Genomic DNA, 15,395 nt, shown 5'->3' with positions numbered 1-15,395 from the left:
GGCTCAGCGGCCCTCGGCCTCCCTGGCGGTGCGCTCCAACCGCTCCCGGTAGGCGGCCCACCAGGCCGCGTCGCCCGAGGGCAGGTTCTCGTTGCCGGCGATGAGGCCGGCCGCGCCGTCGGTCTCCTCGCGGAGGATGTCCGCGTGCCCGGCGTGCCGTTGGAGGTCGGCTATCACATGGACCAGGATCTGGTGGAGCGTGACCTCGGCCCGCTCCTCGGCCCACCAGGGCACCCGGCCCACCGCGTCCAGCGGCAGGGCGGCGATGGTGGCGTCCGCGTGTGCCCAGGCCGTGCGGGCGAGGGCCAGGATGTCCGCGCGCGACTCGTCGGCTCCGGCCCACATGTCGTGGTTGGGCTCGCCCTCCGTCCCCACCCAGGGCGGCGCGTCCGGGCAGGGGCGCCCGAAGACCTGTCCGAAGTAGTCGAGTTCGACGCCGGCGGCGTGCTTGAGAAGCCCCAGCAGGTTGGTGCCGGTGGCCGTGTGGGGCCGCCTGGCGTCGTACTCGCCGAGACCTTCGAGCTTCCACACCAGGGCATCACGGGCGCCCTGGAGATAGCGCTGAAGATCGGCCTTGGCCTTGCTCTCGTTCATGCCTGGCAGTCTCGCAGGCACCACTGACAACGCCGGGCTCAGCCCGTGACCGGCGCCGTGGTGCCGCGGGGGACGAAGCGGGCCGCGGGGGACCATCTGGGCGTCACCGGACGGCCGTCGATCAGCTCCAGCACCGACTCGGCCACCGCGACGCCGAACTGGTGCACGTCCACACTCATGGTGGAGAGCGCGGGCGAGGCCAGCCGGCACATCGTGGAGTCGTCCCAGGCCAACAGCGAAAGCCGCGTGGGGACTTCGATCCCGGCCGCCTTGGCGGCGCCGAGGCCGGCGACGGCCATCACGTCGTTGTCGTAGATGATGGCCGTCGGCCGCTCCTGGCGCCGCAGCAGCTGCTCGGTCAGTTCGGCGCCGGCCTCGGCCGAGTAGTCGCCCTCCAGGAGCACCGGCTCGATGCCCGCCGCCCGGCAGCCGTCGGTCAGCGCCGCCGTGCGCGCCCTGGTGTGGACCAGGGCGCTCGGCCCGGTGACCCGGGCGATCCGCCGGTGGCCGAGCTCCAGCAGCCGCGCGAGGGCCTCCCGCACCGCCCCGGTGCTGTCGGTGACCACGGCGGGGGTGTCGGGGCCGCCGTCCCAGGCGCCCGCCATGATGGCGGGCAGCCCGAGCCCGGCGAGCACGTCGGGGCGCCGGTCGCCGACGGTCAGGTTGACCACGACGACCGCCTCGACGAGATCGCGCGCCGCCCACCGCTGGTGGGTGGCGATCTCCTCGTCATGGGTGGCGACGACATGGAGCAGCACCGAGAGGCGACGCTCCGCCAGCGTCTCCTCGATGCCGGCGATGAACTCCATGAAGAACGGCTCGACCCCGAGCAGTCTCGCCGGCCTGGCCAGGACCAGGCCGACGGCCTCTGACCGGCCCACTCAGCCCTGCACCGCCGTGTGCAGGGAGTTGACGCTGCGCAGCACCAGCGGCCCCGTCAACTCGGCGGGATCGATATCGGCGTTGGTGCGCACCGTGAAGGTGTGCGACTCGCCGGCGAGCAGCGTGACCAGCGCGTCGTCCACCACGGCGTCGGGGGCGACCCGGTCGGCGAGCAGGGTGACGTCCCTGGCGAAGGACCCCGCCCGTACCTCGACCCGGTAGCCACCGGGCGCGGTGGTCACGGCGGCGCTGAGCGCCGTGGGGTCGTAGGCCAGGTCGCGGTCCTCCTCGAACAGGTGGAAGGACCGGATCTCCTCGGCGCTCGCCACCAGAACCTCCCGTCGTGCGTCAGCGGGCTTCAGCAAGGCGTCGGCCAGGTCGATCTCGGCGGTCGAGCGGGCGGCCACGCCGAGGGGAATGGTAGCGGCCTCCCGCACCTCCCCGTCGAACGAGACGCGCGTCAGGGCGAGTTCGCCGCCCCACTGCTCGTCGGTGTCGTTCACGGCGACCAACACGGTGCGCTCGCCGCGCGGTTGGACGGTGAGCAGCCTCGGCGCGTAGGCGTTCCTGAGGCCGTACCAGAGCGGCTTGACGCGCTCGTCGCCGTCCACGGCCGCCCAGGAGGTGACGGGCCAGCAGTCGTTGAGCTGCCAGACCAGCGAGCCGGCGGTGCGCGGCCAGTGGGAGCGGAAGTGCTCGATGCCGAAGGCCACCGCACGGGCCTGGTTGAGGGAGGTGGCCCAGTGCCAGTCCTCGAAGCTCTCGGTAGCCGGCAGGTGCGGGGCCACGCCCCGCTCCAGCTTGCCGTTGCCGTCCTCGGCCTTCTGGTGGAGCAGGAACCCGGGCGAGGTGGCGGTGAGCGGCTGGTCGGTGATCCAGTCGGTGAGGGTGGCCCAGGTGGGCGGCCCCTGGAAGCCGAACTCGGAGCAGAACCTGGGGGTGTGGTCGCGGTAGGTGGTGTAGTCCAGGCGGTTCCACACCTCCCACTCGTGGCGGGTGCCGTGGTCCTGGTCGTTGGGGTGCAGCTCGGTCGGCGCGTGGCCGGGGCTCGTCGGACTGCCGGCGGAGTAGGCGCGGGTGGGGTCGAGTTCGGCGAGCACCCGGGGGAAGAGGTCGTTGTAGTAGCCCAGGCCCCACGTGCGGCCCTTGAGCTCCTCCTGCCACCCCCAGTCCATGTAGCCCCAGAGGTTCTCGTTGCCGCCGTTCCACACGGCCAGCGAGGCGTGCGGGGTGAGCCGGGCGACGTTCTCCCTGGCCTCGGCCTCGAACTCGTCCCAGAGTTCCGGCTCCTCGGCGTAGGTGGAGCAGGCCAGCGGGAAGTCCTGCCAGACCAGGACGCCGCGCTCGTCGCAGACGTCGTAGAAGTCCTCGGTCTCGTAGATGCCGCCGCCCCAGATGCGCAGCATGTTCATGTGCGCGTCCACGGCCTGGTCCACCCGGCGCTCCAGGCGCTCGCGGGTGATCCGGGTGAGGAAGTGGTCGTCCGGGATCCAGTTGGCGCCCTTGGCGAAGATCCGCTTGCCGTTGACCACGAAGGTGAACGGGGTGCCCTGCTCGTCGGGGGTGGTGTCCAGCGTGATGGTGCGGAAGCCGACGCGGCGCTCGTAGGAGTCCAGCGCCTCGTCCCCGGCGGTCAGCGTGACGGCGAGGTCGTACAGCGGCTGCTCGCCGTAGCCGACCGGCCACCAGAGCGCGACGTCGGGCACCTCGACGGTCGCCGTCGCCGTGGTCGCGTCGGCGGGCACCGCGATGTCGACGGTGCGGCCGGCGACGGTGGCGGTCAGGGTCAGCTCCGCCGGGGCGCCGAGGCCGGAGCGCTCGATGTCGGCGTGCACCTCGACCCGGCCGAGGCCCTGCTCGTCGACGGTGACCAGCGGGCGGACCTGGGCCAGCCTGGCGGTGCGCCAGCGCTCCAGGCGCACCGGCTTCCAGATGCCGGCGGTCTGGAGGTCGGGGCCCCAGTCCCAGCCGAAGCTACAGGCCATCTTGCGGACGGCGTTGAACGGGTGCGGGTAGACGTGCGGGCGCGGGCCGAGGCGCTGCTCGGCCTCCTCGGCGTAGGCGAGGGCGGAGCGGAAGGTGACGACGAGTTCGGCGGGGCCGCCGTCGAGCAGTTCCCGCACGTCGAAGCGGTAGCCGCGGAACATGTTGGCCGTGGAGCCCAGTTCGTGTCCGGCCCAGGCGATGGTGGCCACCGTGTCAAGGCCGTCGAAGACCAGGTCGACCCGCTCGTCGGCGGCCGGCGCCTCGGCGCGCACGGTGGTGGCGTAGCGCCAGTCGGTCCGGTGCGCCCAGACCAGCTCCTCCTCGACGCGGTCGAGGTAGGGGTTCTCGATCAGTCCCGCGGTCAGCAGGTCGACGTGCGCGCTGCCCGGCACCTGGGCCGGCACCGTGCGACCGGCGATATGGTCCGGCACCGGACCGGCGATCGCCTTGAGATGCCAACCGTCGTGCAGGGCATGGCGGATCATCGTGATTACTCCCCAGAGATTACCGGCTTACGACCTGATGATTGTTATTCCGCCGAATTAAGTAAGTCAACAGACAACTTCCCTCTCGCGAGCCCCACCTGGGGTTTTGTCGCAGGTAACGGGCGCGCCGCCCACCAGGACGCCACCCGGAAGAGTGACCCAGGTCACATACATGGAATGAGCGGTACTCCGGGCTCCGCCACGGGAGGTGGCGGGCCCCGGCCGGGGCCGTCCCCGTCGCCGCGCCGGCGACGGGGACGGCCCGGGCGGGTCAGGGCTGCTCGGCCCTCGGCCCGGCGCCCTGCGACGGGACGGAGACCGGCCGGTCGAACTCGTACCAGGAGCCGCTGACATGGTCGTAGCCACGCCCGAGGTCCTGACTGGTGATGGCACCCGGCGAATCGGCCAGCGAACGCCCGCGCTCGTCGGGGTTGGGCGCCGCCTTGGCCAACAGCTTGGTGTAGGAGTGCCGAGGACTGAGGATGACCTCGTCCGACGGCCCACGCTCCACCACCCGCCCCCGGTACATCACCAGGATCTCGTCGGAGAAGTGCCGGGCGGTGGCCAGGTCGTGGGTGATGTAGAGCACCGCCAGGTTGTCCTCCCGCTGGAGCCTGGCCAGCAGGTTGAGCACGCCGAGCCGGATCGAGACGTCCAGCATGGACACCGGCTCGTCCGCGATCACCACCTGCGCCCCCGGGGCCAACGCCCGCGCGATGGCGACGCGTTGACGTTGACCACCGGACAGCTCGTGCGGCCGGCGGGGCGCCATGTCGGCCGCCGGCGTCAGGTTCACACGTTCCAGCAGCTGCTCGACCTGCCGCCTGGTCTCCTCCTGCCCCTTGGCCTTGCCGTGCAGCCGCAGCGGGCGGGCCAGATGGTGCTCGATGCTGTGGAAGGGGTTCAGCGAGGCGAACGGGTCCTGGAAGACCATCTGCACATGGTCGCGGTAGTCCCGGTCCCGGACGGGGGTGCCGTCGTTCTGGGTGGCGATGATCTGCCCGCCGGTGGGCCGCTCCAACCGGGCGATGGTCTTGGCCACCGTCGACTTGCCGGAGCCCGACTCCCCCACCAGGGCCACGGTGCGCCCCGGGGTGAGGGTGAAGGAGACATGGTTCACCGCGCGCAGCGTGGACCGCCGCAGCCCTGAGCGGATCGGGTAGTCCTTGACCAGGTCGCGGACCTCAAGTGCGGTCATGGCTGCGCCCTTTCGTTCGCGTCGTCGCCGCTCGCCGCCGCCGGGGCCTCCTGGTGGGCGGACGCGCCGCTGCGGATGAAGGAGCCCCGCTCGCCCGTCAGGCTCGGGAAGGATTCGAGCAGTTGACGGGTGTAGGCGTGCTGTGGCCGCTCGTAGATCTCCTCGGCCGGCCCGTACTCGACGATCTCGCCGGCACGCATCACCGCGATGCGGTCGGTGAGTTCGAGGAGCAACGGCAGGTCGTGGGTGATGAAGATGACCGCGAAGCCCAGCTCGTCACGGAGCCTGATGATCTCCCGCAGGATGCCGCGCTGTACCACCACGTCCAGCGCGGTGGTGGGTTCGTCCATGATCATCACCTGCGGGTCGAGCAGCATCGCCATCGCGATCATGACGCGCTGCCGCATCCCGCCGGAGAGTTCGTGCGGGAAGGAGTCGAGCCGCTGGGGATCGACGCCGACCAGGGTGAGCACCTCGGCGCACCTGGCCCGCCTGGCCTCCTTGGACATGTCAGGACGGTGCGTGGTGAGCACGTCGTCCAGCTGCTCGTGGATGGAGATCACGGGGTTGAGCGAGTTCATCGCGCCCTGGAACACCATGGAGAGCTTGGACCAACGGAAGACCCGCAGCTCCTCGTTCTGTAGGGCGAGGAGATCGATGTCCTGCCCCGACCTGTCGTGGAAGGTGACGGAGCCCTCCGTGACCTCGGCCGGCGGCCGGTGCAGCCGGTTGACGGCATAGGCCAGGGTGGTCTTCCCACAGCCCGACTCGCCGGCCAGGCCCAGGATCTCGCCCCTGGTCAGGGTCAGCGAGACGTCCTTGACCGCGTGCACCGGAGGGTCGGACTGGTAGACCACGTTGAGGCCGCGCACGGTCAACACCGGGTCGCCGTGCGGCTCCACGGGCGCCGGCTCGGGTTCGGCGTCCCGGCGGGCGACCGCTTCCGCGACGTCGCCGACCGCCTTGACCCTGCGGGCGATCCGCAGCTTCGGGTTGATGATCTCGTCGATGCTGAAGTTGATCAGCGCGAGACCACAGCCGAACAGCGCGATCAGCAGACCCGGCGGCACGAACCACCACCACGCCTCGTACTGCAACGCGAAGCCGTTCTGGGCGTAGTAGAGCATGGTGCCCAGCGTGTGGCTGTTGGAGGCGCCGAGGCCGAGGAAGGAGAGGCCGGCCTCGGCCAGGATCGCCGCGATCACCGCGAAGACGAACTGCGAGGCCAGCAGCGGCAGCAGGTTCGGCAGGATCTCGACGGAGACGATCCGCCAGCGCCGCTCGCCGGCGACCCGGGCCGCGGCCACGTAGTCACGGTTGCGCAGCGACAGCGTCTGGGCGCGCAACACCCGGGCGGCGGCGGCCCATCCGGTGACCGCGAGCACCAGCGCGACGGTCCACCAGCCTCGGTCCTCCGCCGGCACGAAGCCGGCGATCACGATCACCAGGGGCAGCCCGGGGATCACCAGCATCACGTTGCTGAAGAGGGAGAACCCCTCGTCCACCAGGCCGCCGACATAGCCGCCGACGATGCCGAAGAGGGCGGACAGCAGCGTGGCCAGCACGCCCACCAGGAGGCCGATCTGTAGCGATCCCCGGGTGGAGTGCGCCAGTTGGGCCAGCACATCCTGGCCGGTCTGAGTGGTTCCCAGCCAGTACTCGCCGCTGGGCGGCTGCTGGCCGATGGGGTTGATGGCGTTGGGGTTCGGGAAGAACGGCGGTCCGGCGATGCCGAACAGGGCGATGCCGAACACCAGGAAGAGTCCGACTCCGAGCCGGGTGGACCAGCTCGGCAGCAGGGCTCGGAGACCGCTCTTGGCACGGCGTGGCGCCGAGGCGATCGGGTCGGGGGTGCTCCCGGTGAGCGGCGCGCTCTCTTCGGCGCCGCCGGGGAGCGGGCTGAGTTGGGTCACGATGCCGGCTCCTGATCAGTTCTCGACTCGGGTACGGGGGTCGATGACGCCGTACAGCAGGTCCACGACCAGGTTGGCGGCCAGCACGGCCACCGTGATCACCAGGAAGATCCCCTGCATCAGGGCGTAGTCGCTGTTCTGCACCGCCTGGAGCAGCTGCGAGCCGATACCCGGATAGGAGAAGACCTGCTCGGTGATGATCGAGCCGGAGACCACGAAGCCCAGCGAGATCGCGAACCCGGCCACCGAGGGCAGGACCGCGTTACGCGCCGCGTACCTGGTCATGATCCGGCTGTTGCGCAGCCCCTTGGCCTGCGCGGTGAGGATGTAGTCCTCGGAGATGGTCGACACCATCATGTTCCGCATGCCCAGCAGCCAGCCGCCGATCGACGAGACCACGATGGTCAGCGCCGGCAGCGTGCCGTGTTCGATGACCGAGCTGATGAACTCGAAGTTCCAACCGGTGCTGAGCGCCACGTCGTAGCCGTGGTGCCGGGGGAACCAGCCCAGGTTGGTGGCGAAGATCAGCACGAAGATCAGGGCCAGCCAGAAGTAGGGCACCGCGGAGAGCACGGTGGTGGCCGGGACCAGCGAGTCGAGGCGTGAGCCCCGCTTCCAGCCCACCACCGTGCCGAGCACCACGCCCAGCACGAACGACAGCAGTGTCGCGATACCCACCAAACCGATCGTCCAGAGCAGGGACTGCCCGATGACATCGGTGACCTGCGCGGGGAAGGCACTGGTGGCGATCCCCAACTCGCCCCTGGCCAGGTTCCCCAGATAGGAGAAGTACTGGTTCCACAGGGGCTCGCCGGAGTTGCCGCCGAGCAACACCTCATAAGACTCGCGCACCTCGGGCCCGACCTGGCCGCCACGCTGCTGGAGCTTGCCCAGCAGCGCGTCGACCGGGTTGCCCGGCATCATTCGCGGAATAAAGAAGTTCAGGGTCAACGCCGCCCACAGGGCGACGAGATAGAACCCGAGCTTCCGGGCGTAGTACCTCATAGGGCAGCGTCACTCACCCGCGGGCTTCAGGTTCGCGAAGACCCGGGCCTGGTCGGGCCGGCTCCACACCGCGGGGAAGGCGTACAGGTTGACGTCCGTCGGCCAGCCGGAGAACTTCCCGGAGTTGAACTGGCTGGTGGTGCCACCGACCATCAGCGGGATGTAGGGCATGTCCTGCTCGATGTTGGCCTGGATGGTGTCGTAGTACGGCTGCCGCGCGTCCTGGCCGTCGTCGGGGTTGAGCTGCGCCAGCTCCTCGATCGCCGCGTCCACCTCGGGGTTGGCGTAGCGGGCCCAGTTGGGGTTCGCGCTCTCGCCGACCGGCTTGGTGCTCTGGCTGTGGAAGAACTGGTAGTAGACGTAGTACGGGTCGGGCGAGGCGCCCGGGTAGAGCGAGTCGATCGCCAACTCGAAGTTGCCGGAGTTGCGCGCGTCGGTGACCTCGTTCCAGGAGGACTGGCTGACGTTCAGCTTGATGCCGGCCTCGGTCAGCTGCTCCGACATGGTGTTGACGGCCGTGATGTAGTCGGTCCAGCCGGCCACCACCCGGACGCTCATCTCCACCTTGACGCCGTCCTTGGCGTAGATGCCGTCGCCGCCGCGCACATAGCCGGCGCCCTCCAGGATCTCCTCGGCCTGGGCGAAGTCCGGGGTCATGGCCGCGGTGCGGTTCTCCAGGTCGGCGGAGACATAGGCGGCGTCCCGGTCGGGCAGCGCGAATCCGGGCGATATCTCGCTGGCGGTGTCCTGGAAGGCCAGCGAGTTGAGGGTCTCCCGGTCGATGGCGTGGAAGATCGCCTGCCGGACGGCCGGGTCGGTCTGCGGCCCCTCACAGCCCAGGTCGGGGTTGGCGCAGGTCGCCAGCACCATCTGGTTCATCGGGATGGTGATCGACTTGTAACCGTCGTGGTTCGCCTCGAAGTTGGCGATGTCGGGGACGGGACCCGTCTGCCAGTCGATCTCGCCCGCGGCCAGCGCGTCGGCGCCGGCCTGGTTACCGGAGAGAGCGACATAACGGATGTTCTTCAGCTCCGGCTCGCCGTCCCAGTAGTTCGGGTTCGAGCTGATGGTGAACGCCTGCGGCTTGAAGTCGCTGAGCAGGAAGGGACCGGTGCCGACCGGGTCGGCGATGATGTCGGTCTCCGGCGACTCGATGCCGGACCAGATGTGCTCGGGGACGATCGGGGACTTGCCCAGGAGCTGCGGGGCGTCCATGTAGGCGGGCACGTCGAAGCTGACCACCACGTGCGAGGCGTCGACCACCTCGGTGGTGCCGTCGAAGCCGAAGCTGTTGAAGGCCGGGGTCTCTCGAATCATGTCGAAGGTGAAGGCGACGTCCTCGGCGTCGAACGCCTCACCGTCCGACCACTCGACACCCTCACGCAAGGTGATGCTGAGCTCGGTGCCGTCCTCGTTCCACTCGTACTCGGTGCCCAACAGGCCGGCCGGGTCGTCCTGTCGGGCGTTGTTGAAGAAGAAGAGCGGCTCGAAGATGCTGCCGTTCCCCTCGATCTCCTCCGGCGAGTACGGGTTGTAGTTGCGCTGCCAGTCATCGGCCAGACCCGTATAGACGATCAACGTGTCGGGGTCAGTTGACGACCCGCCACTCGATCCGCCGCAACCGGCCGCCAGCAGACCGATCGTGACCGTCCCGATCGCCGCGGTACGCCCGCGCCGCCACCTTGCGTGCAAGGACATTCTTGTTCCTCTCTTTGCCTGCCCCCTCATTGGGGCATGGGCGGAGTCACCCAGGGGTATGTGATTGTTAAGCCGCCGAATTAACAAAGTCAACCCTCCAGTGACACGAACAGACAACAACACGTGCGCGCCTCATCGGACACGGCGTGCGCACGTGCGGGCACCCCACGCCATCGCACCGAGGGGGCCTCCCCTTCATCTCGGTCATCAGACTGGTCAAATGCTTCATCAGCCAAATAAACTAAGAGTCGCGGAGCGTTACACTCGCAACGCAGATCGAAGTTGCGAACTCCCGTGCGCGATGCGGAGGATTCAGTGAGCGGACCAGCCGGAGCGACCCCCCATGCCAGCAGCAGGGCGGCCGTCCTCGACGTGATCCGGGCCGCCGGCACCATCAGCAGGGTCGGGCTCGTCAAGGCCACGGGGTTCACCGGTGCCACCATCTCGACCGTGGTGCGGCGGCTGATCGACGACGGCCTCGTCCTGGAGTCCGGGCGGGCGGAGTCGACCGGGGGCAAGCGCCGGGTACTGCTCCAGCTCAACCAGTCCTCCCGGTTCGCCGTCGGCGTGCATCTCGACCATGCCGGCATCACCTATGTGCTGACCAACCTCGGCGGCTCGGTGGTCGCCCGGATGTCCCGGGCGGGATTGGGCACCGAAGACCCACCCGTGATCATGGACCGCATGGCCACGGAGGTCGACGCGTTGATCGACGGCGCCGACATCGACCGCAGCAGGATACTGGGCCTCGGACTGGTCGCTCCCGGCCCCATGAACCAGAGCAGTGGGATGCGGCTCAGCCCGCCGACGATGCGTCACTGGGAAGACTACCCACTGACCAGCGTGCTGGAGGACGCCACCCGGCTTCCGGTCGTCCTGGACAACGACGCCACCGCGGCGGCACTCGGCGAACACTGGTCGGGCGACGTCGGCGGGACGTCCACCTTCGCCGCCGTCTACATGGGCACCGGAATCGGTTCCGGCCTGGTGGTCAACGGCATCACCTACCGCGGCGCCAGCGGCAACGCCGGCGAGATCGGCCATATCTGTCTTGATATCAACGGCCCGGTCTGCTGGTGCGGGGCGCGCGGCTGCACGGAGATCCTCGCAGGGCCCGGGTCCGTGGTGGCCGCCGCCAGGGCCGACGCCCGGCTCAGCCGCTCGGCCGGGCTCACGGAGGCCACCGAACGGCCGCGCTGGCTCGCCGACTTCGCCGCGATCACCCGCGCAGCACTGCGCGGGGACGGCCGCGCCAAGGATCTGCTGGAGGGCTCGGCCCGGCATCTGGCCGTGGCCGCGCGCACCCTGGCCAACGTGATGGACCTCGAACAGCTGGTGCTGACCGGGCCCAGCCTTGCCATCGCCGGGTCCATCTACCTGCCCGTGGTGCAGGAGGAGTTGGACCGCTCCTCCTTCTCCCGCGCCACCCACTCCATCACCGTGCGCCTCTCCCGATCCGCCGCCACCGCCCCGGCCATCGGCGCCGCGGCGCTGGTGCTCCAGTCCGAGCTGGTGCCCCTGCGCGAGGGCTCGCGGCTGCCGGATAACCTGGGCGACGCGGAGCCGCACGGCCAGCCGGTGAGCCGCTGACCTGCCAGGAGCGCGGGGAGCGCACGGCGTGCGCTCCCCGCGACCTTCGGGGGGCGCACTACCCAAAGTGAAGAAATATCGCGGTATCTCTCCACTAACGGGTTAATTTCCCTCCGTTGACACATGACGGCAGCGCGGTCCGGGGACACAACCGTTCGTCCAGGCGATCCCCGATGAACTGGAGCGCCCACGTGGCTCCCTCCGAAACCGTTTTCCACTGCCCCTTCGACTTCGCCGAGGGGCTCGCGTTCGATCCGTCGCTCAGGCGACTGATGACCGAGGCGCCCATCGCCCGCATCACCATGCCCTACGGCGAGGGCACGGCCTGGCTGGTCACCCGCTACGAGGACGTCCGGCTGGTCACCACCGACCGCCGGTTCAGCCGCGCCGCCGTGGCCGGCCGGAACTTCCCGCGCATGACCCCCGAGCCCATCGTCCAGTCCGAATCGATCAACCTGCTCGATCCCCCGGCCAGCAGCCGACTGCGCCGGCTGGTCGCCCAGGCGTTCACCGCGCCCAAGGTGGAGCGGATGAAGCCGGCCACCCAGCGCATCGTGGACGGGCTGCTCGACGAGATGGCGGACCACGGCCCGCCGGCCGATCTGGTCGAGCACCTCTCCACCCGGCTCCCGCTCACCAGCATCTGCGAGGTCCTCGACATCCCGGAGGAGGACCGGCCCGAGCTGCGCCGCAGGGCGATGGCGATGATGGCCATCGGCCCGACCACCCGGGAGACCGCCATCCAGGCCAAGGCCGAGCTGCGCGGCTACTTCCAGGACCTCACCCAACGGCGCCGGGCCGAGCCAGGCGAGGACCTCATCAGCTCGCTGGCCACCGCCAGGGACGGCGACGAGCGCCTGGGGCCCGACGAGTTGGCGGTGATGGCGATGGTCCTCATGATGACCGGCCACGACACCAGCACCTACCAGCTCAGCAACATCACCTACACCCTGCTCACCCAGGAGGAGCAGCTGGCCAAGCTGCGCGCTCACCCGGAGAAGCTGCCCAACGCGCTGGAGGAGCTGCTGCGCTTCATCCCGTTCCGCAAGGGGGTCGGCATTCCCCGGATCGCGCTGGAGGACGTCCAGATCGGCGATGTCACCATCCGGGCCGACGACACGGTGCACGTGTCGTATCTGGCGGCCAACCGGGACCCGGAACGCTTCGACCGGCCGGACGAGTTGGATCTCGACCGGCCGCCGACGCCGCATATGACCTTCGGCTGGGGGGCCCACCACTGCATCGGCTCGCCGCTGGCCGTGATGGAGATCCAACTCGCCATCGGCACCCTGCTGGCCCGGTTCCCGCGCCTGCGCCTGGCCGTGCCGGTCGAGGAGGTCCGATGGAACGACGAGTCCATCTGGCGCTATCCGTATGAGCTACCGGTCGCTTGGTGACCGGTACCACCGCTGAGACTGCCATCGAGGCCGCACCGGACGCCGCGTCGTCCGAGCGCGGCAAGGGGAGGGGATCATGGCCATTCTGTGCAGGCCCGCCATCGCGGTACCGGAGAACGTTCTCACCCTGGAGGAGACGCTTGAGCTGGCGCGCACCATGCACGCCGGCCATCCGCAACTCCCCCTGGCCCTGAGGCTGATCGAGAACACCGGCGTCCGCACGCGACATATCGTGCAACCGATCGAGGAAACGCTCCGTCATCCGGGTTTCGAGGCGAGGAACGTCGTCTACGAGGCGGAGGCCAAGCGCCGGGTGCCCCAGGTGGTGTACCGGGCGCTGGACCACTCGGGGCTCGGGGTACGCGACATCGACCTGATCGTCTATGTCTCGTGCACGGGCTTCATGATGCCGTCGCTGACCGCCTGGCTGATCAACACGCTGGGCTTCCGCCCGGAGACACGGCAGTTGCCCATCGCCCAGCTGGGCTGCGCCGCCGGCGGCGCCGCGATCAACCGGGCGCACGACTTCTGCCAGGCGTACCCGGGGTCCAACGTCCTGATCGTGGCCTGTGAGTTCTGCTCGCTCTGCTACCAGCCGACCGATCTGGGCGTGGGGCAGCTGCTCTCCAACGGGCTCTTCGGCGACGCGGTGGCCGCCGCCGTGGTGCGCGGAGAGGGCGGCAGCGGGGTGCGGCTCGAACGCAACGGATCCCATCTGGTGCCGGACACGGAGGACTGGATCTCCTACGCGGTCCGCGCCACCGGGTTCCACTTCCAGCTGGACAAACGCGTCCCGACCACCATGAAGATGCTGGCCCCCGCGCTGCGCACGCTGGCCACCGAGCACGACTGGGACGTCTCGGGGCTCGACTTCCACATCGTGCACGCCGGTGGGCCCCGCATCCTGGACGACCTCTGCCACTTCCTCGATGTGGACCCGGAGATGTTCCGGTTCAGCCGGGCCACGCTCACGGAGCGGGGCAACATCGCCAGCTGCGTGGTCTTCGACGCCCTGGAGCGGCTCTTCGCCGACGGCGGCGCCGCCGAGGACGCGCGGGGTCAGATCGCGGGCTTCGGCCCTGGTATCACCGCCGAGATGGCGCTGGGCAGTTGGGTGACGGGGGACCGCCCGCCCACCGTGGGACACCAGGGCAGGAGGGCGGAGTCACAGGCCGGCGTCGGGTGAGGCGGCGCCGCTACCGCGCGCCATGGGCGGCGAGATAGCGGGCGGCGACCTCGGTGTGGGTGGCGAAGGCCAGCGTGGCGGGCTCGGTGAGCACCAGCCATTCGGTGGCCTCGGGGGTCGGCCTCGACGGCGGCAGGGTGGCCGCCTCGCGCGGCGGCAGCAGCGCGAAGACGTTGAGGTTGCTGTCCGTGCTCAACACCTCGTGGAGCACGATGCCATCGGCGCGCTCGGTCAGGCCGGTCTCCTCCCACAGCTCCCGGGCCGCGGACTCCCGCCAGTCCTCGCCGATCTCCATATAGCCGCCGGGCAGGGCCAGTTCACCTCGACAGGGCTCGATGTCCCGGCGCACCACCACCAGCCCGTGGCCACCGCCGTCCAGCACGACCGGCAACAGCGCGACGGCCACGGGCAGCGGGTTGGCCCAGAGGGTCTCGCCACAGCCGGGGCAGTCTCTGGGCCAGCCCGCCACCGCCGCGTAGCCGACGCCGCAGTAGGGGCAGTGCGTCACGGTCCGCCCGTGTGTGTAGGTCATGAGGGAGTTTCTCCGCCTTCCGCTCTCCCGGGAGAGGCTACGCCTCCCCTTCCACCTCAGGGTTTACGGCCCACGCCGCCGACCAGGTCGAGGCCGTCCGCTGGCTCCTCGTCGAACGGCTCGGGGCGCCAGCGGGGGCAGGACACGATGCCGGGCGCGACGATGTCCAGGCCGTCGAAGAAGCCGGCGACCTCCTCGCGGCTGCGGAGGTGGTAGGGAACGGCGCCGCTGCGGTTGTAGTGGTCCTGAGCCTCGGCGAAGGCGGGGGAGCTGCCGTGCGCGCCGTCGTTGGCCGAGAGGTGGCTGCCGGGCGGAAGGCCGTCCATCAGCGTGCGCACGATGGCGCGCGCCTCGCGGTAGTCGTCGACATGGCCCAGCACTCCGCAGAGGATCAGGCCGACCGGGCGGCTGAGGTCGAGGCAGCCGGCCACCGCGGCCAACACCCGGTCGGGCTCGCGCAGATCGGCGTGCAGATAGTGGGTCGCCCCCTGGGGGCCGCTGGTCAGCAGCGCCCGGGCATGGGCGATGACCAGCGGATCGTTGTCCACATAGACGATCCGGGCCCGGGGCGCGATCCGCTGGGCGATCTGGTGCGTGTTCTCCTCGGTGGGCAGCCCGGTGCCGATGTCGACGAACTGGGTGATGCCCGCGTCGCCGACCAGACAGCGGATGCTGCGCCCGAGGAACTCCCTGGAGGCGCGGGCCACATGGACGACGTCGGGGAAGATCTCCCGGTAGTGCTCCCCCGCCGTGCGGTCCACCTGGTAGTTGTCGCGTCCGCCGAGCCAGTAGTTCCAGATGCGAGCCGAGTGCGGCACCGTCGTGTCGATCATGGGTGCGTCTTCGGTCACGGCGCGGTTCTCCTGGTGGTGCCATGGGCTGCGGTGCGAGGGGAGGGCAGAGCGGGGAAACGGTGTTCTCCGGGTCGT

The 15,395-nt window shown here is 69.9% G+C and carries 12 protein-coding genes; 3 read left to right on the top strand and 9 right to left on the bottom strand.

Going from position 1 to position 15,395, the window contains the following annotated elements; genetic code table 11:
- Nucleotides 1-3 precede the first annotated feature (3 nt).
- From K4G22_RS28995 to K4G22_RS28960, 7 genes are all read right to left on the bottom strand, one after another.
- Nucleotides 4-594 carry a DinB family protein gene (locus tag K4G22_RS28995; protein WP_228083424.1) on the bottom strand — a complete coding sequence of 197 codons (591 nt, stop codon included), beginning with the start codon at nucleotides 592-594 and terminating at the stop codon, nucleotides 4-6.
- Between the two features lie 38 nt (nucleotides 595-632).
- Entirely contained in the window at nucleotides 633-1,475 is an 843-nt protein-coding gene (locus tag K4G22_RS28990) for a LacI family DNA-binding transcriptional regulator (protein WP_228083423.1), read from the bottom strand.
- Nucleotides 1,476-3,947 carry a glycoside hydrolase family 2 protein gene (locus K4G22_RS28985; protein WP_228083422.1) on the bottom strand — a complete coding sequence of 824 codons (2,472 nt, stop codon included), beginning with the start codon at nucleotides 3,945-3,947 and terminating at the stop codon, nucleotides 1,476-1,478. It abuts the gene before it with no gap.
- A gap of 271 nt (nucleotides 3,948-4,218) precedes the next feature.
- Nucleotides 4,219-5,145 carry an ABC transporter ATP-binding protein gene (locus tag K4G22_RS28980; protein ID WP_228083421.1) on the bottom strand — a complete coding sequence of 309 codons (927 nt, stop codon included), beginning with the start codon at nucleotides 5,143-5,145 and terminating at the stop codon, nucleotides 4,219-4,221.
- Nucleotides 5,142-7,058: a dipeptide/oligopeptide/nickel ABC transporter permease/ATP-binding protein gene (locus tag K4G22_RS31875; RefSeq protein ID WP_322785145.1), complete on the bottom strand. Its 1,917-nt coding sequence runs from the start codon at nucleotides 7,056-7,058 to the stop codon at nucleotides 5,142-5,144. Before K4G22_RS31875 ends, K4G22_RS28980 begins: the two co-directional genes overlap by 4 nt.
- Nucleotides 7,059-7,073: 15 nt before the next feature.
- A complete protein-coding gene (locus tag K4G22_RS28965) occupies nucleotides 7,074-8,063 on the bottom strand; it encodes an ABC transporter permease (protein ID WP_228083420.1) in 990 nt (329 codons plus the stop codon).
- A gap of 9 nt (nucleotides 8,064-8,072) precedes the next feature.
- Nucleotides 8,073-9,761 carry an ABC transporter substrate-binding protein gene (locus tag K4G22_RS28960; RefSeq protein ID WP_228083419.1) on the bottom strand — a complete coding sequence of 563 codons (1,689 nt, stop codon included), beginning with the start codon at nucleotides 9,759-9,761 and terminating at the stop codon, nucleotides 8,073-8,075.
- A 315-nt stretch (nucleotides 9,762-10,076) separates the two neighbouring features.
- On the opposite strand from K4G22_RS28960, the gene K4G22_RS28955 reads away from it, so the two are divergent.
- The 3 genes from K4G22_RS28955 (at nucleotide 10,077) to K4G22_RS28945 (ending at nucleotide 13,934) form a co-directional block, all read left to right on the top strand.
- Nucleotides 10,077-11,351, top strand: a complete 1,275-nt coding sequence (locus K4G22_RS28955) for an ROK family transcriptional regulator (protein WP_228083418.1) — start codon at nucleotides 10,077-10,079, stop codon at nucleotides 11,349-11,351.
- Nucleotides 11,352-11,542: 191 nt separating this feature from the next.
- Nucleotides 11,543-12,748, top strand: coding sequence for a cytochrome P450 (locus tag K4G22_RS28950; protein WP_228083417.1), 1,206 nt, complete (start codon nucleotides 11,543-11,545; stop codon nucleotides 12,746-12,748).
- A gap of 73 nt (nucleotides 12,749-12,821) precedes the next feature.
- Entirely contained in the window at nucleotides 12,822-13,934 is a 1,113-nt protein-coding gene (locus K4G22_RS28945; protein ID WP_425336821.1) for a type III polyketide synthase, read from the top strand.
- 10 nt (nucleotides 13,935-13,944) lie between these two features.
- On the opposite strand, the gene K4G22_RS28940 is transcribed toward K4G22_RS28945, so the two are convergent.
- Both K4G22_RS28940 and K4G22_RS28935 read right to left on the bottom strand, forming a co-directional pair.
- Nucleotides 13,945-14,466, bottom strand: a complete 522-nt coding sequence (locus tag K4G22_RS28940) for an NUDIX domain-containing protein (RefSeq protein ID WP_228083415.1) — start codon at nucleotides 14,464-14,466, stop codon at nucleotides 13,945-13,947.
- A gap of 56 nt (nucleotides 14,467-14,522) precedes the next feature.
- The gene (locus K4G22_RS28935; RefSeq protein WP_228084260.1) at nucleotides 14,523-15,299 is read right to left on the bottom strand and encodes an SAM-dependent methyltransferase; all 777 of its coding nucleotides are present in this window, start codon (nucleotides 15,297-15,299) and stop codon (nucleotides 14,523-14,525) included.
- Nucleotides 15,300-15,395: the final 96 nt, after the last annotated feature.

It is taken from the genome of Streptomyces profundus (assembly GCF_020740535.1).
GTDB classification, from domain to species: Bacteria; Actinomycetota; Actinomycetes; order Streptomycetales; family Streptomycetaceae; genus Streptomyces; species Streptomyces profundus.
The sequence above is the reverse complement of the archived record's forward strand: the minus strand, read 5'-3'. Positions and strand labels throughout refer to the sequence as shown.